Raw genomic sequence first — 20,427 nt, 5'->3', positions numbered from 1 at the left:
ATTGATACCATGGCGCAGTTCTCTTTTTGCCCTATTTTAGTCATGAAAAAAGCTTCTCCTAAGATTCAGCGTCGTCCTGTACATGGTGTATTTCTTTTGAATAAGCCATTAGGTATTAGCTCGAATGCAGCCTTACAGAAGGTGCGTTGGTTGTTTCGTGCACAAAAAGCAGGACATACTGGTGCGCTTGATCCGCTGGCTTCAGGTTTATTGCCGATTTGTTTGGGTGAAGCAACAAAGTTTTCGCATTTTTTATTGGATTCGACTAAACGTTATAAAACCACCGTCTTTTTAGGACACAGTACCACGACGGGTGATGTGGAAGGTGAAATACTATTAGAGCAAGCTGTTCCAACATTGACTGAAGAAAATATTCAAAATGTCTTGGCGCAATTTGTAGGGGATATTCAACAAATTCCACCGATGTATTCTGCGCTGAAAAAAGAAGGTCGCCCGCTGTACGAGTTGGCGCGTAAAGGCATAGAAATAGAGCGTGAAGCACGTCCAATTTCGATTTATGCCATCGAGTTATTATCATTTAATGAGAATAGTATTACACTCGACATCACCTGTTCCAAAGGCACGTATATTCGTGTTTTAGGCGAAGATATTGCCAAAGCATTGGGTACTTTTGGACATTTGACCTATCTACACCGTACGCAAACGGGGCATTTTGACCTCAATCCAACTTACACCATTGAATATTTGGAAAGCTTGACCGAAGGGGAACGTGAAGCATTATTGCTGCCAGTGTATTCACCTGTCGATCATTTCTGCAAAGTGCAAGCGCCGGAAGGTCGAGCTGAATATTTTAGTCGTGGAATGGAAAGTAATATTGAGCATGCTGCGGAAGCGCAGGTTTTGGTATTTGATGGTGAGCGTTGTTTAGGGCTGGCTGAAATTACAGACCGTAAACGTTTGGTGCCTAAGCGTGTGTTAAATCTAGAGTAGCTGATACAGCATTGAAGACTTCTTATGGACTTTGAAATTATTTTAAGCCTCTTATTTTTTGCATTTTTTGCCGGTGCAATTGATGCAGCAGTGGGGGGCGGAGGATTAATTCAAATTCCAGCCATTATGAATGCCATGCCGCACTTATCTCCAGCGACTGTATTTGGCACCAATAAGTTGTCTTCGATTTTTGGTACAGCGTCAGCTTCCTATTCTTTTTTACGCCAAGTCAAACTCCGTTGGAAATTACTTGCGGTCATTGCAAGCTGTGCATTTGTTGCCTCCTTTGTGGGAGCAGCCTGTGTATCAATGATTCCAAAAGAAGTCTTACGTCCTTTCGTTTTGGTCATGTTGATCGTGATTGCAATTTATACCTTTGCCAAAAAACAATTTGGTCAGGTGCATGTACGCCAAGAACTGACTCCTAAAATCCTCGGTTTTGCCGCTCTTGGTAGTCTGGTGATTGGCTTTTATGACGGCATTTTTGGGCCAGGCACGGGCAGTTTCTTTATCTTCTTTTTTATTCGTTATCTACAAGCAGACTTTTTACATGCCTCTGCTTTGTCTAAAGTGGCTAACTTAACCACCAATTTGGCTGCATTGAGTTTTTTTGCGCCCACAGGCCATGTGTTATTTGCGATAGGCTTAATGATGGCTGTGGCAAATATTTTAGGCTCGATCGTTGGTGTACGTGCAGCGATTAAATACGGCAGTGGATTTATTCGAATTCTATTTTTGATTTTGGTGAGTATTTTGATTGTACGGCTAGGGTATCAAACCTTTACGGGACAAGCTTAAAACAAAACTTAACAGAGCTGCGCTGTATTCTGATGCTGATATGTTTAGTATAAAAATGAAGCACTTTATTTTGCTGAATTAAAAAAAATACTCAGCTATCGCTAAGCATCAGAGGACATCATCAGAATGAATATTTTTGAAGCTTTACGTCAAAGTCATGAACAACAAAGAGCGCTTGCAGAACAATTAGTACAAACTTCTGGTGATAGTCCAGAACGTCGCGATCTGTTTGACCGACTTAAAAATGAATTATTCGCGCATGCTGTCGGAGAAGACCGATATTTTTATATTCCTTTAATGATGACCGATTCGGGGCTGAATATTACCCGTCATGCCTTGGCTGAACATCATGAAATGGACGAACTTTTAGAGCAGTTGACTGAGACTGAATTTAGCAATCCGGGCTGGCTGGCCATTGCCAAAAAACTTTCAGAAACAGTGCATCATCATTTACAGGAAGAGGAACACGGTTTCTTTCAACAAGCCGGTAAAATATTGGATGATAAGCAAAAAGAAGCTTTGGCTAAACAATACTTAGCCGAGTATAAAAAATATAAAAAAGCAGATAAAGACAGCCTGACTGGTTAAGTCCTTTATAGAAGCTAGACTTTTTCGAACCTTGTATTTAAAAGCCTTGTATTTAAAAGCTTAGATGTAGGAGTTCTTAGACAAGGTGTTGAAAAATGGCGGCAATCCCGCCATTTTTATTTAACTATTTTGCCTTTAATAATTTAGTTGGCTGTTTCCGATTTAGAGGAACGCATCGTCACCCCGACTGAGGCGAGCATAATACACAGCAGTGCGATCCATTGCCACATGCCGATACGTTCTCCCAATAAAACCATACCCGTAATAGCTGCCAAAGCAGGTGAGATACTCGACAATGTGCCATAGCTTAGCTTGCTTAGAATCTTTAAGGCTTTGAGGTCTAGGGCATAGGGAATCGCTGTGGCTAAAATGGCAATCAACAGTGCTTTAGGCCAATATTGTGTGTCCATTAAAGCTGCTGCGTTGTTATAGAGGCCGATAGGTAATAAGGTCAATGCCGATAAACTAATGGCAATGGTCAGTGCATGCATGCCAATATTTTGGTGTACCACTTTTTGCCCGAAATAAATATAAAAGGCCCAACAGAGTCCGGCAGCCAAGGCACACGCCGCACCAATCAGTGAGAAATTGCCGCTTTGAGCCTGTCCCCAAGGCACCATCAACGCAATCCCTAAGATCGCCAAAAACACCCAGATGTAGTCGCTACGATTTTTTATCGACAGCAGCGCCAAACCTAGAGGCCCAATAAACTCGAGTCCAACGGCAATCCCTTGAGGGAGTTTGCCTAGAGACATATAGAACAACACATTCATCAAACAGAGTGCCGCGCTATAGCAGAGCAGATCCCGCCATTTTAAAAAAGACAGCCGTTTTAAAATGTGCCATGAACGAAACATTAAGCAGATAATAATTGAAGCAAAACAGAGTCGTAAAATGGTCACACTGAGTGGATCAAGCACCAAAAATAATTGTTTGGCGAATGAAGCACTGATCTGATAGGAAATCATGGAGAGCACCATGAAAACAACAGCGAGAAGTTGTGAATTTGGCATGCGGCACACAGTTGTTGGGCGGTGTTGAGCCCTATTTTTGAATCAGTACAGTATAGCGGTTAATGCTGACAGTTGAATGATTTTTAACATTTGATCAAATCATGATGGATTCTGAATTTAAATGGCTTTGGCTTTTTGTGTGGTATAGGTACACCCAATCGAGGCACAGATGATGACAGCAAGGGCTAACCACTGGGTCCAAAGTAATTGTTCATTTAAAAAGACAAAACCAGAGAGTGCTGCAATTGCAGGTTCTAGGCTCATAAGCGTTCCGAAACTGAGCGCCGTTAAATTGCGGAGTGCAATCATTTCTAAGCTAAAGGGGATTGCACTGGCCAAGGTGGCTAAAGCAAGAAAATAGAGGAGACTCATCGGTTCAAAGGCATGCGCAGGAATCCCTACAAATAATGCAATCGGCATAAGCATACACATGCCGACAAACATACCTAAACAAACTGTATGGTTGCCTGAAACGCCAGAAGGTTTCTGACCTGCCACGATATAGAGTGCCCAGCAGGCACCTGCACCAAGGGCGAGGGCAATGCCAACGGGATCAAGTCTTTGTGCAGCTTGGTCAAAAGGAAAAAGTAGGATAAGGCCTAAAATAGCCAGTCCGACCCAAATAAAGTCAAATTTTCGGCGTGCAGCAAATAGTGCGACACTGAGCGGGCCAATAAATTCAAAAGAGACGGCAATGCCGAGCGGGAGACGATCAATCGACAAGTAAAATAATACATTCATCCCTGCTAAGGCACAGCCATAGCTGAGGATCGACGACCATTTCACTTGTTTAAAATTGATCTGCCAAACTTTAAAAATAATCGCCAAAATCAAAGCGCCTAGCATTAAACGCATGGCCGAAACGGTCAGTATGGGAAATTGACCGAAAAGATATTTGGCAAATGAACCGCTGCTTTGCATGCTGATCATGGCAATAAGCAAGATCAGCGGTGCTTGGACAGCCGGTGCAACTTTAAAATTTGGCATAAACTAAATTTGTTTCGATGACTCGAAGAGCGGGAGAGTGGCACTAGCCAGATTTTAAAAGTTTATAACAATAAAAAAACCACAGCCCGAAGGCTGTGGCTTCAGTGTCTAATACGATTAGAACAATACGCGAACTCGGATCGTACCTTCAACTTCGTGAAGTGTATCCAATGCTTCTTTAGAGGCAGTTGCGTCAACGTCCATCACTAAGTAACCCACATCACCTTTGGTCATTAAAGACTGACCAGAGATGTTGATACCGTGTTCAGCAAACAAGTTGTTGATTTTTGAAAGAACGCCCGGCACATTTTTGTGAATGTGAAGTAAACGGTGTTTACCTTCAGTCAACGGTAACGCGATTTCTGGGAAGTTCACTGCAGATAAAGTCATACCTTTATCAGAGTAAGCAACGAATTTTTCAGCTACTTCTAGACCGATGTTCGCTTGCGCTTCCATTGTTGAACCACCCACGTGAGGAGTCAAAATCACGTTGTCTAAGCCACGAAGTGGAGAAACGAATTCTTCACCGTTTGCTTTAGGTTCTTTCGGGAATACGTCTACAGCTGCACCAGCAATATGACCAGATTTGATTGCATCAGCAAGATCTTCAATGATGACACATGTACCACGTGCAGCATTGAGGAAGATTGCACCTTCTTTCATTTGAGCAAATTGGTCTTTGCCGAAGAAGTTGCGAGTTGATGGAACGTCTGGAACGTGTAGAGATACGACGTCTGCATTGGCAAGAAGTTCACCCATAGAACCGACTTGACGTGCATTACCCATTGGAAGTTTAGTTACAGCATCGTAATAAATTACGTGCATACCTAAACCTTCAGCAAGTACAGAAAGTTGCGAGCCAATCGAACCGTAACCAACAATACCTAAAGTTTTACCACGGGTTTCAAATGAACCAACTGCAGACTTGTTCCAACCACCACGGTGAGTTGAAGCAGATTTTGCAGGAACACCACGAAGCAATAAAATCGCTTCTGCAAGTACTAGTTCAGCAACTGAACGAGTATTTGAGTATGGTGCGTTAAATACTGGAATACCGCGAATCATTGCAGCATTTAAGTTCACTTGGTTTGTACCGATACAGAAACAACCCACAGCAATCAGTTTGTTCGCCGCTTCAAAAACTTCTTCAGTTAATTGAGTACGTGAACGAATACCAATGAAGTGAGCATCTTTAACCGCTTCTTTCAACGCTTCACCCTCAAGCGCAGTTTTACGGTAGTCAATGTTGGTGTATCCAGCAGCATTTAGAGTGTCGATTGCGTTTTGGTGAACGCCTTCTAACAACAAGAAACGAATTTTATCTTTAGGTAAAGAAAGATGTTGGCTCATTACGGCTCCGCTACAAAGGCCAAATTTAGTGCGCATATAATAGCATAGGAAGTCGCCTGATATACATTTCCTTTATGACCGACGTCATGGCTATTTTGGCGAATGATGAGTCAATACTTTTTAGATTTGGTCTAATTAACTTGGTCATATTCCTCGTGACATTTTGAAATCACGTTTTTCTTTGGGTTTTGTCAAAAAAAGCCCAGTTATAGCTTATAATGGTGCCGCTCAAAATCATCATGACCAATTCCCTGACATTTTGATGCGCTCTGTTTCAGGCTTTTTCCCTTGAAATATGCGTTACCGCAGTTTTGACTGAATGAAGTCTGGACCTTTAAAAAACTTGTTTACTTCTTGCAAGGTCTGAAAACGATGAATGCTCCAGTCGCTTTAACCCCAGAGTTATTGACCCAATTGACCGCTATTGTTGGCGAAAGCCGAATTAAAACCGATGCGGATAGTCTCCAAAATTGGGGTCGTGACCATACTAAGCACTTCGATCCAAACCCGTCGGTCGTCGTTTTCCCTTCAAGCACAGAACAAGTTCAACAGATTGTAAAACTTGCCAACCAATTTAATGTAGCGATCACACCAAGTGGCGGTCGTACAGGTTTGTCTGCGGGTGCTGTGGCTGCTAACGGTGAAATCGTGGTGAGCATGGACAAGATGAACCAAATCTTGGAATTCTTCCCAGCTGACCGGATGGTTCGCGTACAAGCAGGTGTGGTGACCGAACAACTTCAGAACTATGCTGAAGAACAAGGCATGTACTACCCAGTTGATTTTGCATCTTCAGGTTCTTCACAAATTGGCGGCAACATTGGTACCAACGCCGGTGGTATTAAAGTCATCAAATACGGCATGACTCGTAACTGGGTGTTGGGCATGACGGTTGTTACAGGTAAAGGTGACGTCCTGCGCTTGAACAAAGGCATGATCAAAAACGCGACTGGTTATGCGCTTCAACACTTATTTATTGGTGGTGAAGGGACTTTGGGCCTCGTGACTGAAGCTGAAATCAAACTTGAACGCCAACCCCATGACTTACAAGTATTGGTTCTCGGTGTGCCTGATTTTGATGCGATTATGCCTGTTCTACATGCCTTCCAAAAGAAAATCGACCTGACTGCATTTGAGTTCTTTGGTGAACTTGCGATGCAAAAAGTATTGGACAATGGTCATGTACAACGTCCATTTGAAACACCATGTCCGTTCTATGTTTTACTTGAGTTTGAAGCACCATTTGAACCGATCATGGATGCGGCAATGGAAATCTTTGAACATTGCATGGAACAAGGCTGGGTACTGGATGGCGTGATGAGCCAAAGCTTAGACCAAGTACATAGCTTATGGCGTTTACGTGAAGACATTTCTGAGTCAATCGCACCGTTCACTCCATACAAAAATGACATTTCAGTACTGATTACGCATGTACCTGCATTTATTAAAGAAATTGATGCAATTGTGGAAGCGAACTACCCAGACTTTGAAATTTGCTGGTTCGGTCATATTGGTGATGGTAACTTGCACTTAAATATTTTGAAACCTGCGGATTTAAGTAAAGATGAATTCTTTGCAAAATGCCAAGTGGTAAACAAATACGTATTTGAAACTGTGAAAAAATATGACGGTTCAATTTCAGCAGAACATGGCGTGGGTATGACCAAAAAGCCTTACCTCGATTACACACGTTCAGCAGAAGAAATCGAATATATGAAAGCATTGAAAAAAGTATTCGATCCAAATGCAATTATGAACCCAGGTAAATTGTTCGATCTTTAATTTTTTTAAAGACGTACTAGAACGCATCTTCGGGTGCGTTTTTTTATGGCTATAGCACGCCTTTTTAGCCGCACATGGATGAGAAACAGCACGTTGATTTTGTGGAGTGAGGTACTTCTTTTACATTGCTTAAATAGTGTTTTGGACAAATGTTCGGCATGATAGGACTGAATAATAAATTTGAGTTGCTTCTATGTATCGTTTAATTGCTGTGTCTGCATTGTGTGTGGGGATGTTGGCGGGTTGTGCGACAACGCAGAAAATTGTGTCTAAAGTCGGTTCTTCTGCTACGCCACTCGATCAGGTATTAAAAGAACGTCCTGATTTGCGTAAAGAGCTGTCGACTGTAGAAATTCGTCAGTACTTTAACCGTGTCGAGTCGCCAAATGCGGGGCAGGTGAAAGTGACGGAAACAGGTTTGATGGATGATTCGGTGAAATCAATTCGTACTATTTATAGTTTTAGATTGGTGGATGGTGACTGGCAGCGTGTAAATACGCAAAAGGAATATCAGTGCCAACGTGGTAAAAATACCAAGACTTTCCAATCGGCGAAGTGTCCTTAATAAATCTTTGATTTATGGTTGGAATTTAGGCATGTGTGCCTCATAAAAAGCGTATCGATTGATGCGCTTTTTTATTTCAGAAAGAACAAGCTAGCGTGACAATTCAAATCAAATTTTGAATATATCTTCATATTATTTAATTTATTTCTTAATCAATGTTAGGGTGTGTTGACATTTACAGCCGATAAATTGAGCTAAAGAGGCAACCATATAAATATACAAGTTAAAGCAACAGCGCTTTGATAGTTACGTTTTAGCTTATCGTATCTTGTGGCAATTCCTCTAAATTGTTTTAATCTACAAAATGCATTTTCAACTAAATGTCTGATTTTATACATATACCAGTCCATATCATCATTGCTAGATTTGGCATTTGATCTTCGAGGAATGTTTGCTTTCGTATTACTTTCTCTAATTTTCTTTCTGAAACTTTCTGAATCATAGCCTTTATCTGCACATAGCATTTCTGACTCTGTTAAATCTAATTTTGATACAAGATCAGGTGCAACCTTAATATCATGTGAAGTTCCATCTGAAATAATAAATTCAATAGGATTACCATTTGAATCGATTGCTAAATGTATTTTTGAACTATTACCACCAATACTTTTGGAAATACTTTGATTCTTAATACCAGCTGAATGTTGATGCGCTCGTACATGGCTCCCATCGATAAAAATCCACTCTTTATCAGCATGCTGGCTGAATAATTTAAAAATATTCATAAACTTACTATTTTTAGACCATCGATTATATTTCTTAAAAATAGAATTTGATTTACCAAACTCTTGAGGTAAATCACGCCAAGGACAGCCTGTTCTAATTCGAAATAAAATCGCTTCAATAAAATTCCGTAAATTTAATTTGAGATAAATATTAAAGTGACGGAAAATAGCAAGTAACTTGGACCAGTGTTGATCATTTAGCATTGTTCGAGGCATAGCGAGTGTAAAATTGGGTTTGGCGATTTAATTTTACTATCTCGCTATTTTTTTAATCAACAAATGTCAACAGACCCTAAATAAAGTTGAATTAAAGTTTTATAAAATCCACAGTTTGGCCATAATAATGGTATAAAAACAGTCACACTGCCTAAAACATAAATTTATGAACATCCAACAAGAAATCCAAAAATTATTCCAAAACCGAGATGAATTTCCATTATTTTATATTGAGAGTGGCAGTCGATTATGGGGCATGGCAAGTCCAGACAGTGATTATGATGTACGAGGTTTTCATCTCCCGTCTAAAGCACAATATTATGACTATCGGAAACATCGTGACCTTATTGAAATCATGGATGGTGATTTTGATTTCGTCTCTTTTGATTTAAATAAAATGTTTGGTCTATTGGCAAAGAGCAATCCGACAGTATTGGAATGGGTCCGCGCACATATTATTTATTTAAATCAGTTTCCTGAGTGGGAGAATTTTCGTGAGGGTCTACTTGAGCGTATAGATTATAAGGCTTTGTATTATCATTATTTATCACTGGCAAAAGGTGGTATGAATGTTATGCAAACGGCAGAGAATTTTACATATAAAAAAGTGTTCTATTCGATTCGAGGGTTAATGTCTGCTGAGTTGGCTACACAAAAAATTATGCCTGAACTATTGATTACACAGTTGTTTGAACAGATTGATGCACAAGATCCATTGCGTCATTGGGCAGAAGATTATTTGGAAATTAAAAAACAGCAAAAAGAAAAGGCACAAGTTCCATTGGCTGAGCAAACCCAAATTTTAAAATTGCTGAATGATAAAATTGAAGCACTTAATGAAAAGCCGATAGAAGCAACCAATGATTTACACAAATTACAGTCTTATCTCACAGAGTATAGTTTCCGTTTAAAACAGCATTTTTACGATTAAAATTTATTTTCGATACAATTGTATGATGAAAACCCTCGCTTTTATCCACGTCAATGACTCAGGCTCACCGGTCGGTGACTTTGCTCCAGTAACTTCAGTTTTTTCTCATTATGAATTGGGCAATACCGTTTCACCTTTTTTATTGCTCGACCATTTAGGGCCTGGAGTGCTAAAACCAACGCAACTGAAAAAAGGTGTGCAGGAACATCCACATCGAGGCTTTGAAACCGTCACATTGGTGTTTAAAGGTGAGCTTGAATATCATGATACGACTGGCGGAGGCGTTGTCATTGGTGAGGGCGATGTGCAGTGGATGACTGCTGCTTCAGGCATACAACACGAAGAAGTTTTTAGCCAAGCCTTTGCACAGCAGGGCGGAGCATTTGAAATCTTGCAACTTTGGGTCAATCTGCCTACCAAAGATAAAATGAATCCTGCACGCTATCAGAGCTTGGCCAAAGCCAATATTCCAAAGGTCGATTTAGCCCAAGATGCAGGTTATGTACGGGTGATTGCGGGCCAATATTTAACAGCCCACGGCCCCGCAGAAACACATACACCTATGCAAGTATTTGATGTCTTTGTCAGAGCCAATCAAAGCATCATACTACCTGCACAGGAAGGGGATACCACACTTGTGTATTTACGTTCGGGCAAACTAAAATTTACTGAAACAGATGAACAGTTAAATGCACAGCATATGGCAGTCATGTCGAGTCAAGGTGAAAATGTCGAATTGACGGCAGTCGAAGATAGCCACATGTTGTATTTATCAGCGCAGCCTTTGAATGAACCCATCTATGGGCGGTTATTTTGTGATGAATCATTTTGCTGAAGTCATGCAAGCCTATGAGGACCTAAAACAAGGCCGCTTTATCCAAAAAGCAGACAATGAAAAACCATAAAAGCGGTAGTTTAAAAAGACCAATACAACGCCAGCAAACACTGTTAAAATAGTCGGACTCAAACCGACAGATCGGTTCATTGAAGTTCATTTTATCTCTATCTAGCGTCTTGTTAATACGACGCACATATGGCGGATAAGCCGCAAATTCATTTTTAAAATTAATATTACAGTGCTCGTCATTGGGCTGAAGTGTCTCTCCCTATTTGTCATTTCAAGCTCGACAGCACATATTTGATATGTAGATAACAATGCAAAACGTACAAACCACAAAATTAAGTCGTGCCACCTTAATGTTTCCCTTGGCACTGGTTTTATTTGAATTTTCTGTCTATATCGGAAACGACTTAGTCCAACCTGCCATGCTTGCGATTACCCAAGAGTTTGGTGTGAGTAGTGCATGGGCACCCTCGTCGATGTCATTTTACTTATTGGGAGGTGCCTGTGTCGCTGCGATATTAGGACCTTTGTCAGATCGATTAGGCCGTAAAAAAGTCCTGTTGGGCGGTGTGGCATTCTTTAGCTTATGCTGTTTAGCGATATTGCTCACGCATAATATCGAAAGCTTTTTAACATTGCGTTTTTTACAAGGTTTTGGTTTATCGGTTATTTCTGCTGTGGGCTATGCTGCTGTTCAGGAAACTTTTGAAGAGCGAGATGCCATCAAAGTCATGGCGATCATGGCCAATATTTCACTACTGGCGCCACTGATCGGCCCCGTCCTCGGTGCTTTTATGATTGATCATGTGTCATGGCATTGGGGCTTTATTGGAATCGCATTTTTATCTTTTCTGAGTTGGTTTGGTTTAAAAGCCAAGATGCCGACTCAACACATCAGCATCCCCAAGCAACCGGTGGGTTATATCATTGATGACTTTAAACAGGTGTTAAAAAACAAGCGCTTTTTGGCACTGACACTGGGTCTACCGATGGTGGCAATGCCACTGATGCTGTGGATTGCGCTATCTCCGGTGATATTGGTGGAGCAGCTAGGATTGAGTAGCATGCAATATGGCATGGCACAGTTTCCTGTTTTGGGCGGTCTGATCCTCGGTAATATTGTCCTGATTAAAATCATCGACAAACTGCCATTAGGTCAGTCTGTGATGATCGGGCTACCGCTGATGTTACTCGGGACGAGCCTCGTGGTGATTGGGACGATGACTGAAAGTTATTTTCTGACATTGCTCATTCTTGGCATGAGTTTGGTCAGTTTTGGTGAAGGGATTAGCTTTTCTGTGCTCTATCGATTTGCCTTAATGTCGTCTGAAATGTCGAAGGGCACTGTGGCTGCGGCAGTGTCTGTGATTATGATGCTGACGTTCTTTGCCGTGATCGAAATCGTGCGCGTGCTGTATGAAAACTTTGGCCTTTGGGCCTATAGTTTGGCAGGATTTACCCTCATTATCTTGTGGTTCAGCCTACCACGCTTGGTGGTGCGAGATATTATGCGACAACGTAAATTGACGGGTGAATTTTAAATTCGAGTTCATGCCATTATAGAAAAAGCCCAATGCTGTGTAGAACAACATTGGGCTTTTTTATTTGCTGTATACCGTCTTAATTTGATGCTGCGGGTTGTTCTGCATTTTTTAATTTGCGATCGAAAATGAAAGGACCAAAAGGCAATATCGATGCAATCAAGCCCATTAGAAATACGCTGAGCGACCATTTTTGTTTTTCACAGACCACAAATAGCACCACCAAAAAGGCGATAAACAAGACGCCATGTCCCATACCGACGTATTTGACCAATATTGGATTATCCATCAGGTACTTCATTGGCATAGCAATGAACAACAATAATAAAAAGGAGATGCCTTCGAGTAGGCCCACAAAGCGTAAGGTCTTGATATTCATGCGAAGTCTAAATTCAAAGTGATTTCAGTCTTGAGTGTACCTGAAAGCACAGCAGGAACGAAGCGTTCCTGTTGAAATAATTGATCCGCATATTGAATCTAAGTAAATGTTTTTAAAGTTAATTCTGAGTCATCTGCTCGGATTAATTTTCTAGATCCGCTAAGGCATCCTCAATCGAACCCTGATCAAATTCATAGTTACAGCCGAGTAAAATCATTGGGCTTTTTCCGGTCATTTCAGACAGGCTTAGTTTGTGATTGATCGCATGCAGATCATCCGTTTCAGCTTCCGTGCGTAGGATTTTTTCACCACGGAAAAACGGCATATTGGCAAACATTGGATGCTGCTCAATGCCATACTTTTGGGCAAGTTTTTTCACATCGGCTTGGCGATAGATTGCGAATACTGCATTGGAAGACAGGCCAATTTCTTGGGTCGGCATGCCAAAAAACTCTACAGCCTGCTTATTTTTATAGATATAAATAAACGGTTGATGTGGGTCATCATGGCGTTTCCAACCCAATTGCCCTAGAACCTTTTCATAGTCGAGTAAAGTGTCATGGTAGGTGTCGTAATCGGCCTGACATTCCAGAATACGCTTTAAATCTTGTGCTGTCGGTGCTGCAAAAACAGAAGACGCAGCTAAACATGAGGTCGCCACAATCATAGGTAATATGAGGCGTCTAAAATCTAAACTAAGCATTTTCATTATAAGTCTCAAATGATTTTATTTAATTTCCGCCTGAATTAGCTGTGTTCTGAGCTGAATCAGTTCGGCTAATGTTTCTAATAATAAACTGATCTGCTTGAGCACCAGTTGTAGGTGATTAGACCGCATTTCTTCAGTGCTGAGTGTTTGAATTTCGAAAAGTTTTTGCTGAATTTTCTCAGGGTTGAGCGGTTTTTGCTGAATTAAGACCTCGTCTAAGGTGCTTTGACACCATTGCAGCAGTTCAACGACTTGTTGGTCTTGTACTTGTTCACGGTGGCTCCCCAGTGCCGAAATATAACTGAGCTGACTATGGCTATAGACCAAATAGCGAAAAGCATGTTGAATCAAAGTTTGGTCGGGTTCAGGCTCGGTACTTAAACTTGAAATCATGCTCGACAATTCAGTTTGAGCATTATGGGCTGAACGACGGGCACGCCGATAATCAATGCTATTGGTTTTCCCATGGAGATATTGCTCAACTACGGCATCAAAATAATGCAGGGTCGCAGCAGAGCTTTTTTGAATGGTCTTGGAAATATTGCGAAAGTCCCAATCTGGCCAGATGACATTGACTGCGAACCATGCAATAAAACAGCCGAGTAGGGTATCAACGATACGCGGTAAAATGACCGCATAACCAGCGCCTTTTAAATTAAAAATCAGCAAGACCATTAAGGTTGCCATGAGGGTCGCCATGGCATATTTTTTGGCACTCAGATAGAAAAAGCACACGCCAAAAATAATCGTCAGTAGTAATTGACCTTCGACACTCGGCACAAAATACAAAATAGGAATGCCAAGTAAGACCCCTAATATGGTTCCCAAAGTCCGCATTTTTAAACGACTTTTGGTCGCAAAATAGCGCATCTGACAGACAAATAAACTGGTCAATAATATCCAGTAGCCATTTTTGGCAAAGGGCAAGAGGGAAATGGCATAGCCCATCGCAAAGACAAAGGCGATGCGAACGGCATGGCGAAATAAGGCAGACTCGGGACTCAAATGCTGTTTCAGTTTGAGCCATAAATCATGCCAGCCGTGAATATCGTCATCGAGTAAATTGAGGTTGTCGATATGCTGCTGATAAGCCTGTTGCTGTGAATGATCTAAATCCTGCACATGCGAAAAACGTTCTTGCACACTGTCCAAATTGCTCAAGATCAGCTGTAGGTTTTTCACTTCTATATTTTGCGGATTATTGGCCATCCACTCCTGCAAAGAGGCATGCAAATGTGCCAGTGCTTGCGCAGTAATGGGATCAGGCTGATAGGGCTGCCGATGCAAAATACAGTAGGCCAACTGTTGGCAAGCCTGCGCTTGTAATCGAATATTTTTTTGAAAACGAAAAATTAAATCGGTACGGCTAAAATTTTGATGAATTTGTTCGTAGTGTAAATAATTCGCACTGGCCTGTTCGTGAATATCTTGTGCCAAGAAATATAAATTCAGCCAGTAGATGGTATTTTTATTGGCTCTTGAGGCTTTTAAACGGGTGAGTAAAGAAGCTTTGGTCGTGTTTAAACTCGGGATGACATCACTGTTTTTGAGTGATAATTCATACAGTAAGTGTTCTACATTGTCGACATTATCTGGGTCAAATAAGCGTGCTTTTGCATTCAGTACTTCGGCGATTTGTAAAAAACAACGCGAAAGATTGTCCTGTACAGGTAGGGTAGGTTTAATCAGGTAAAAAAGAATTGAGGTGAAGCCATACCATAAGGCCCCTAGAACAAAGCAACTGGGTTGAAAATACCAAGTGTCATATTCGCCCAAGCCGAACATGGTGTAAATCGACAGTAAAATCGTGCCAAAAGAAATCGTGGCATAGCGTTGCCCCAAAGCCCCCAATAAAATAAATCCTGCACTGGAAAGTGAAAGATACAAGATAAACAGCAGCTTATAAGGATAGAGAAAATCTAAAATACTACTGACACTAAAGAAGAGTACGCAGACATAGAGCAAATTACGCAGTCGGATGCTGAGTCGGTCATCAAAGTCCGTGAGTGCAGTGGCAATCGCACCTAAGGTGACGGGCACAATAAAACTATGAAAACCGAGAAAATATAATCCGAGCGTGGTGCCACTCAAAACAATACAAATTTGCAGGCAATACATAATGATTGCACTGGATTGAAACTGTTGAAACCAAGAGAGTCGCGTGTTCACAGAGTTATGAAGTATTCGAATGATTTTGTAAATTAGACTGAGCTTTTTTCTGTGAACTGTCAATTTTTATTCAATAGAAAAGCGGACTTAAAGTCCGCTTGTTCAAATCTATATGCAAAGTTGATTATTGAATCACACCACAGGCAATACGGTCACCGCCACCGCCTAGAGGTTTAGGGTCGTCAGAGTAATTATCACCACCGGCATGGACCATGATGGCTAAGCCTTGTACATCCGCCAATTTCAAGCGTGGTGCAATTAAATTCACTTTTGCTGTGCCATCGGTTTGAACTTGAAGGATCGGTAAGTCACCCATGTGACCGGTTAGCGGCGTACCGTGGTGAGGTGCAGATTTAGGGTTAAAGTGACCACCTGCAGCGAGTGCAGCACCCGCTTTTCCATCTTTTTCAGCTGGGGCACAAGAACCTTTTTCATGAATATGGAAACCGTGTGGACCCGGAGGAAGCTGGGTTAAATTGGTATGAATAACCAAGCCAGCAGGGCTATCAACCAAGTTAATTTGACCGATGCTTTGACCAATACCTTGAGCAGTCACGGCATTGACCGTCACGGTTTTTGCATTCAGACCTGTTGAAGTCGAGGTACTCGCACAGCCTGTAAACATCAGGGCACTGACCGCAGCAAGCGCACCGAATTTAAATAGTGAAGACATGTTTGGCATCCTGTCTGTTTTTATGGAGTTTCAACCATTGAAACAGATGCGGATACAGGATGACAGATAATTTAAGTATTTGATTGTAATATTTGTTTAATGAATTCAAGCCTGAATTAAGGTTGTTCAGGCTTATCATCCATATTGTCTAAGTTATGTGCCAATGTTGCTTTGGGCATCATGACGGGTTCAATTTGGGTTTCATGTAACCATTCACGCCAAATCGCCAAGAGTACCGCCAAGATCACTGGCCCGATAAATAAACCGACAAGACCGAAACTGGCGATCCCACCCAAAACACCAAACATGATTAATAAGAATGGAATCTGCGTTGCCCCTGAAATCACTAAAGGGCGAATCACGTTATCGGCCGTACTCACCACACAAACACCCCAAGCCATGACGCCAATGGCTTCGATGGTTTGACCTTGTGAAAATAACCACAACGACACAGCGGTATATGAAATCGGTGGACCAAACGGAATCAGTGCCAACATGAAGGTAATGATGGTTAATAACATTGGGTTAGGCACATCGGCGACAAAATAGCTCACACCGGCAAGTAAAGCTTGGGCAATCGCGGTAAGACCGATGCCATACACTACGGCACGTGTAGTATCCGAAATAGTGGCAAGATAATGATGAATACGTGGCCCGATCACCATTTCGAGGGCTTTACTGACCTGACTTAAAATGGTTTGACCGTCACGATAGAAGAAAAATAAAGACATCACGGCAAAACACAGCTTAAAGATATTTTTACTGACTTCGCCAACCAAAACTTTACCGTAGTTCAAATGCCCCTGAATCCAAATTTGTACCGATTGAATAATACTGTTCGGGTCATTGTTCAGCTCATGCAGGGTACGACTGACTTCTTTACCAATAAACGGCAGTTGGCGAATAAAATCAGGCACATTGACATGACCCGAGAAGACCTGCTTTTGTAATTCAAAATACAAGTTACGGCCTTCATGTTGTAGCAAGAAGATCGCAAAAATCACCGGCAGACCCACCACGAGCACCACCAGTAAGATCATCAGCGCCGCACTTAGATTTGCACGATTGCCACAAAAACGATGCACCGATTGATACAGCGGCCAAGTCATATAAGCAATAATCGCTGCCCAAACGACGGGCACAATAAAGTATTTGAGTACGCTAAAGCTCAAAAAAATCAGGATAAAAAATAATCCGAACAATAAGACTTTTTGTAATGTAGGTGCGAACGTTGGCAATGCGTGCTCTGATTTTTTCATCATGTTGTGTTCAATCTTAACTGAAAAAAAAGCTCCCGAAAACGAGAGCTTGTTAACTTATGGTGAATATCTTTCAGGCTAGATCCTTGCAAGATTGGCCTTTATATCAGCAAAATGTGGAATGATGGGTTAAAACCACTCGGCTTCGTCTTCAATTATGGCATTGAGCACAGGTTGCCATTGTTGTTGCATACCGAGGTACAATTTTTGTGTTTTATCAAAAACCGAAAGACCTTGCATGGCAAGTTGACCATAAGCGGTACGTTCAGAAATCCAAGCAACGGGCTGTTGTTCAACTTTATTGAAAAAATCTTGAATTTCCTTGGAATGAGCAGAATTGGGTTTGACACGATTGGCCAGTAATAAGATTTGGACTTTACCTTTACGAATCCGTTTAATTTCTTGCAAATGCTTTAAAAAACGACGGGTCGAGTCGATGTCGAAGAAAGATGGTTGTAGCGGGGTAATGATGGCATGAGCTTCACTGACCAACTGATCTGCATGTTCACCCGATAACGCACCCGGTGCATCGATAATTAGATATTCAATCCCTTTCGGCACATCACCAATCGACTTTTCATGACGCCAATCTAGGCTCTGAATTGGGGCTGCAGTCTCTGGGCGCTGTTTGAGCCATTGACGTGCAGACTTTTGATTGTCAGCATCTGCCAAGGCCACTTTATAACCTTTTTGCGCAAGTGCAGAGGCTAAACTGATTGCTGTGATGGTTTTGCCACAACCACCTTTTTGATTGGCAATTAATATCGTTTTCATCGACCTAAATAGATTTTATTCTGCTCATCCCTAGCATATCATTGTTTAATGCGGGGAATATGACAAAGAACCAAAGTCTAAGTTTTTTCTATACGTTTCGCAGTAATGTCTTAAAAAGATTAGGAATTTTAAATGTCTGTCTGGATGGCCATGCTCATTGGCGCGTGTATTGGGATTGTACTGACCACCTTAATTTTAAGTGGTAGTCGCAATGGAAGGATTAAGGCAGAATACGAGCAATATATTGCAGAACTAGAATTGGAACATCAGCAGGCCTTGGCCCATGCACAAAAGCGCAGTGTAAATACCAGTCGTGCTGTTTTAAAAGGCAAAATGGCCGAACAAATGGCGCCGATCATGCCCGAATTTCAGTATCTACCTAGCGATGCAAAGTTTCTTGGTGACCCGATCGATTATGTGGTTTTTGATGGCTATACCGACTTTCGTGATGGCGATGGCCTCGCTGAAGACATCGAAGTGGTGCTGATTGATATTAAAAGTGGTGGGGCACGTTTGACCAAAGGGCAACAAGCGATTGCTCAAGCCATTGCCGAAGGGCGAGTGCGTTTTGAAACCATCCGAATTGATTTTGAGCATATTTAAGCTCGCGTGATTCAGGCTCAGAAGCGTCGAAAAGTAATAAGGACAGAATATTCACATGGAAAAACTCTTAGCGACTGCAGCCGTTTTTGCGCTCATGCTGTGGATATGGTCTGAATATTTTCGTGCCATTCCACATTTAGAGCAGACAGGTGTGCTGAAAAATTTTCAGGTCACAGCGACTCAGGCATTTTCCGGTGAATATTTGCTGTTGGATAAACGCTACTACAGTGCCAGTAGTCGTACACTACATCCGGCCGCACCGACCGTGGTGGGTGGCTTTCAAGACTTGGCCTATGTCAGCAATATTGATCTGCTACTGAGTTCAGGCGCAAATGATATCCAATCTTTAAAATACCATCTTGAATGGTCTCAGCAGAACCGCTGTTTTAGTGTGCAAGCGAAAGACGCGCCCTCGACACAAATTGAACAGCTCAAGTCCGAATTGCAAAATGTTAGTGTGATTGCTCAATCCGAAGATGTCGCAAATCGTATTCGGCGTTTAAAATCAGGTGATCGCGTGGAGATTTTGGGTGAATGGGTGGATGTGCATTCCATCAAAACAGGGAAGTCGTATAACACCTATAATGTGTTGAATAAAAAGCCCTGTCATATCCTAAAAATTAATGCCATTCGATTAATCAAAGACTAGGTACTTTTAACTAGATTTGATTGTGCTTAAACATGGCCTTGGACGCTTTAACTCAACTTCCGTGCGCGGGCGAGTAACATGCGCTGACCAATTTTTGGAATGCCTTCAGCATCAAAATACTGCGTTTCAAAACATTCAAACTGGGCATCTTCAAGCAACTTTTGCATATGACGATCCAGATGACAGCCATCCGCGACTTTCTTTTGAATGGGCGTCAGTAGGTGTTGTAACTGCTTAATTTTCCGATTTTCATTGTGTTGTACATGCTCAACCAAATGAAATGTCCCTGTTGGTTTAAGGACACGGTAGATTTCTTCAAGCGCAGTTTCAATATCGGCAATGCTGCATAAGGTCCATGTACTCACGACATGATCTAGACTTTCATCTGCAAAGGGTAATTTTTCAGCACCGGCTAAAATATGCTGTACCTCAAAGGGCGCAGCATGTACACGTTCAGCAGCTAAATGAAAAATATCGGGATTGGGCTCAAGGGCAAAAACCGTATCGACATTTTGATAAAAGGCTAAATTCAAACCTGTACCAAAGCCAATTTCGAGTACCTCACCAGACACGGCTAACAGGAGTTCGCGTCGTTTATCCATCAGGCTTGGCACCTGCATGACTTGATTTAAAAGATGCGGAAAAATGTGTTGTTGATAAAATTTATAAATCATAGCGAGGATTTTTGTTGGCTTTTTTTAAAGTGTAATTCATGTCTTTTTAATTTTAAATCATGTGGTAGGGCGTGGATATGGGCCAATTGACTGAATAACAGCATTTTGTTACCAAGTTCATAAGGTTTATGCAGACTGTGTGCGTAATATAGAGTTACAACTAGTGAAAACGACATTCATCAGGCTCAACCTACGCGATTTTAAGCTCATGTTCAGGTTGGGGCATTATGAATAGATGAAGTCGGCT

20 protein-coding genes and 1 pseudogene are annotated in these 20,427 nt (G+C 41.6%); 10 read left to right on the top strand and 11 right to left on the bottom strand.

Annotation, left to right across the window (positions count from 1 at the left end):
• Window positions 1-42: 42 nt before the first annotated feature.
• The 3 genes from truB (at window position 43) to MST16_RS14895 (ending at window position 2,337) form a co-directional block, all read left to right on the top strand.
• Entirely contained in the window at window positions 43-951 is a 909-nt protein-coding gene (gene truB, locus MST16_RS14905; RefSeq protein WP_180073438.1) for a tRNA pseudouridine(55) synthase TruB, read from the top strand.
• Window positions 952-975: 24 nt separating this feature from the next.
• Window positions 976-1,749: a TSUP family transporter gene (locus tag MST16_RS14900; RefSeq protein WP_180092522.1), complete on the top strand. Its 774-nt coding sequence runs from the start codon at window positions 976-978 to the stop codon at window positions 1,747-1,749.
• A 126-nt stretch (window positions 1,750-1,875) separates the two neighbouring features.
• The gene (locus tag MST16_RS14895) at window positions 1,876-2,337 is read left to right on the top strand and encodes a hemerythrin domain-containing protein (RefSeq protein WP_168378156.1); all 462 of its coding nucleotides are present in this window, start codon (window positions 1,876-1,878) and stop codon (window positions 2,335-2,337) included.
• A 143-nt stretch (window positions 2,338-2,480) separates the two neighbouring features.
• Here MST16_RS14895 and MST16_RS14890 read toward each other — a convergent pair whose 3' ends face one another.
• The 3 genes from MST16_RS14890 to serA form a co-directional block, all read right to left on the bottom strand.
• On the bottom strand, window positions 2,481-3,350 hold the full coding sequence (locus MST16_RS14890) for a DMT family transporter (RefSeq protein ID WP_180008737.1): 870 nt from the start codon (window positions 3,348-3,350) through the stop codon (window positions 2,481-2,483).
• Between the two features lie 117 nt (window positions 3,351-3,467).
• A complete protein-coding gene (locus tag MST16_RS14885) occupies window positions 3,468-4,337 on the bottom strand; it encodes an EamA family transporter (RefSeq protein ID WP_180012356.1) in 870 nt (289 codons plus the stop codon).
• Window positions 4,338-4,454: 117 nt separating this feature from the next.
• Window positions 4,455-5,687: a phosphoglycerate dehydrogenase gene (serA, locus tag MST16_RS14880; RefSeq protein WP_078189340.1), complete on the bottom strand. Its 1,233-nt coding sequence runs from the start codon at window positions 5,685-5,687 to the stop codon at window positions 4,455-4,457.
• A 372-nt stretch (window positions 5,688-6,059) separates the two neighbouring features.
• Here serA and MST16_RS14875 point away from each other — a divergent pair, with 372 nt between their 5' ends.
• Together MST16_RS14875 and MST16_RS14870 are read left to right on the top strand one after the other, a co-directional pair.
• Window positions 6,060-7,469 (top strand): FAD-binding oxidoreductase, encoded by a 1,410-nt coding sequence (locus MST16_RS14875; RefSeq protein ID WP_180026080.1) that lies wholly within the window; start codon window positions 6,060-6,062, stop codon window positions 7,467-7,469.
• Window positions 7,470-7,662: 193 nt separating this feature from the next.
• Entirely contained in the window at window positions 7,663-8,034 is a 372-nt protein-coding gene (locus MST16_RS14870; RefSeq protein ID WP_078192499.1) for a hypothetical protein, read from the top strand.
• 194 nt (window positions 8,035-8,228) lie between these two features.
• On the opposite strand, the gene MST16_RS14865 is transcribed toward MST16_RS14870, so the two are convergent.
• Window positions 8,229-8,975 (bottom strand): IS5 family transposase, encoded by a 747-nt coding sequence (locus MST16_RS14865; protein WP_180092519.1) that lies wholly within the window; start codon window positions 8,973-8,975, stop codon window positions 8,229-8,231.
• A 166-nt stretch (window positions 8,976-9,141) separates the two neighbouring features.
• Here MST16_RS14865 and MST16_RS14860 point away from each other — a divergent pair, with 166 nt between their 5' ends.
• The 3 genes and pseudogenes from MST16_RS14860 to MST16_RS14850 all read left to right on the top strand — a co-directional run bounded on the left by MST16_RS14860 (window position 9,142) and on the right by MST16_RS14850 (window position 12,291).
• Entirely contained in the window at window positions 9,142-9,906 is a 765-nt protein-coding gene (locus MST16_RS14860) for a DNA polymerase beta superfamily protein (RefSeq protein WP_180003393.1), read from the top strand.
• A 25-nt stretch (window positions 9,907-9,931) separates the two neighbouring features.
• Window positions 9,932-10,811 (top strand): annotated as a pseudogene (locus MST16_RS14855) (pirin family protein).
• Between the two features lie 250 nt (window positions 10,812-11,061).
• Window positions 11,062-12,291, top strand: coding sequence for an MFS transporter (locus tag MST16_RS14850; protein ID WP_180003395.1), 1,230 nt, complete (start codon window positions 11,062-11,064; stop codon window positions 12,289-12,291).
• Window positions 12,292-12,370: 79 nt separating this feature from the next.
• Here MST16_RS14850 and MST16_RS14845 read toward each other — a convergent pair whose 3' ends face one another.
• The 6 genes from MST16_RS14845 to MST16_RS14820 all read right to left on the bottom strand — a co-directional run bounded on the left by MST16_RS14845 (window position 12,371) and on the right by MST16_RS14820 (window position 18,254).
• Window positions 12,371-12,670: a DUF3817 domain-containing protein gene (locus MST16_RS14845; protein ID WP_180092516.1), complete on the bottom strand. Its 300-nt coding sequence runs from the start codon at window positions 12,668-12,670 to the stop codon at window positions 12,371-12,373.
• A 142-nt stretch (window positions 12,671-12,812) separates the two neighbouring features.
• Window positions 12,813-13,379 (bottom strand): hypothetical protein, encoded by a 567-nt coding sequence (locus MST16_RS14840; RefSeq protein WP_180092513.1) that lies wholly within the window; start codon window positions 13,377-13,379, stop codon window positions 12,813-12,815.
• An 18-nt stretch (window positions 13,380-13,397) separates the two neighbouring features.
• The gene (gene yccS / locus MST16_RS14835; protein ID WP_373687871.1) at window positions 13,398-15,548 is read right to left on the bottom strand and encodes a YccS family putative transporter; all 2,151 of its coding nucleotides are present in this window, start codon (window positions 15,546-15,548) and stop codon (window positions 13,398-13,400) included.
• 124 nt (window positions 15,549-15,672) lie between these two features.
• Window positions 15,673-16,221 carry a superoxide dismutase family protein gene (gene sodC, locus MST16_RS14830; protein WP_180092510.1) on the bottom strand — a complete coding sequence of 183 codons (549 nt, stop codon included), beginning with the start codon at window positions 16,219-16,221 and terminating at the stop codon, window positions 15,673-15,675.
• Between the two features lie 116 nt (window positions 16,222-16,337).
• Entirely contained in the window at window positions 16,338-17,459 is a 1,122-nt protein-coding gene (locus MST16_RS14825; RefSeq protein WP_171263748.1) for an AI-2E family transporter, read from the bottom strand.
• Between the two features lie 150 nt (window positions 17,460-17,609).
• Complete coding sequence (locus MST16_RS14820; RefSeq protein WP_078192493.1) at window positions 17,610-18,254, bottom strand: ParA family protein; 645 nt, start codon at window positions 18,252-18,254, stop codon at window positions 17,610-17,612.
• 132 nt (window positions 18,255-18,386) lie between these two features.
• Between MST16_RS14820 and MST16_RS14815 the strand changes: the two genes are divergently transcribed.
• Together MST16_RS14815 and MST16_RS14810 are read left to right on the top strand one after the other, a co-directional pair.
• A complete protein-coding gene (locus MST16_RS14815) occupies window positions 18,387-18,857 on the top strand; it encodes a Holliday junction resolvase-like protein (RefSeq protein ID WP_078192492.1) in 471 nt (156 codons plus the stop codon).
• Window positions 18,858-18,912: 55 nt separating this feature from the next.
• Entirely contained in the window at window positions 18,913-19,506 is a 594-nt protein-coding gene (locus MST16_RS14810; protein ID WP_168378147.1) for a hypothetical protein, read from the top strand.
• A 47-nt stretch (window positions 19,507-19,553) separates the two neighbouring features.
• Here the strand turns inward: MST16_RS14810 and MST16_RS14805 are convergent, their stop codons facing one another.
• Complete coding sequence (locus MST16_RS14805; protein WP_168378146.1) at window positions 19,554-20,180, bottom strand: class I SAM-dependent methyltransferase; 627 nt, start codon at window positions 20,178-20,180, stop codon at window positions 19,554-19,556.
• Window positions 20,181-20,427: the final 247 nt, after the last annotated feature.

This window comes from Acinetobacter sp. YH16040_T (genome assembly GCF_024605785.1).
Lineage (GTDB): Bacteria > Pseudomonadota > Gammaproteobacteria > Pseudomonadales > Moraxellaceae > Acinetobacter > Acinetobacter amyesii.
This window is presented reverse-complemented; position numbering and strand designations above follow the sequence as displayed.

Coding starts and splice junctions, on each gene's coding strand:
- MST16_RS14820 (WP_078192493.1), bottom strand. CDS start 18,254: ATGAAAACGATATTAATTGCCAATCAAAAAGGTGGTTGTGGCAAAACC.
- truB (WP_180073438.1), top strand. CDS start 43: ATGAAAAAAGCTTCTCCTAAGATTCAGCGTCGTCCTGTACATGGTGTA.
- MST16_RS14815 (WP_078192492.1), top strand. CDS start 18,387: ATGTCTGTCTGGATGGCCATGCTCATTGGCGCGTGTATTGGGATTGTA.
- MST16_RS14810 (WP_168378147.1), top strand. CDS start 18,913: ATGGAAAAACTCTTAGCGACTGCAGCCGTTTTTGCGCTCATGCTGTGG.
- MST16_RS14895 (WP_168378156.1), top strand. CDS start 1,876: ATGAATATTTTTGAAGCTTTACGTCAAAGTCATGAACAACAAAGAGCG.
- serA (WP_078189340.1), bottom strand. CDS start 5,687: ATGAGCCAACATCTTTCTTTACCTAAAGATAAAATTCGTTTCTTGTTG.
- sodC (WP_180092510.1), bottom strand. CDS start 16,221: ATGTCTTCACTATTTAAATTCGGTGCGCTTGCTGCGGTCAGTGCCCTG.
- MST16_RS14860 (WP_180003393.1), top strand. CDS start 9,142: ATGAACATCCAACAAGAAATCCAAAAATTATTCCAAAACCGAGATGAA.
- MST16_RS14850 (WP_180003395.1), top strand. CDS start 11,062: ATGCAAAACGTACAAACCACAAAATTAAGTCGTGCCACCTTAATGTTT.
- MST16_RS14875 (WP_180026080.1), top strand. CDS start 6,060: ATGAATGCTCCAGTCGCTTTAACCCCAGAGTTATTGACCCAATTGACC.
- MST16_RS14865 (WP_180092519.1), bottom strand. CDS start 8,975: ATGCCTCGAACAATGCTAAATGATCAACACTGGTCCAAGTTACTTGCT.
- MST16_RS14845 (WP_180092516.1), bottom strand. CDS start 12,670: ATGAATATCAAGACCTTACGCTTTGTGGGCCTACTCGAAGGCATCTCC.
- MST16_RS14890 (WP_180008737.1), bottom strand. CDS start 3,350: ATGCCAAATTCACAACTTCTCGCTGTTGTTTTCATGGTGCTCTCCATG.
- MST16_RS14840 (WP_180092513.1), bottom strand. CDS start 13,379: ATGAAAATGCTTAGTTTAGATTTTAGACGCCTCATATTACCTATGATT.
- MST16_RS14805 (WP_168378146.1), bottom strand. CDS start 20,180: ATGATTTATAAATTTTATCAACAACACATTTTTCCGCATCTTTTAAAT.
- MST16_RS14885 (WP_180012356.1), bottom strand. CDS start 4,337: ATGCCAAATTTTAAAGTTGCACCGGCTGTCCAAGCACCGCTGATCTTG.
- MST16_RS14900 (WP_180092522.1), top strand. CDS start 976: ATGGACTTTGAAATTATTTTAAGCCTCTTATTTTTTGCATTTTTTGCC.
- MST16_RS14870 (WP_078192499.1), top strand. CDS start 7,663: ATGTATCGTTTAATTGCTGTGTCTGCATTGTGTGTGGGGATGTTGGCG.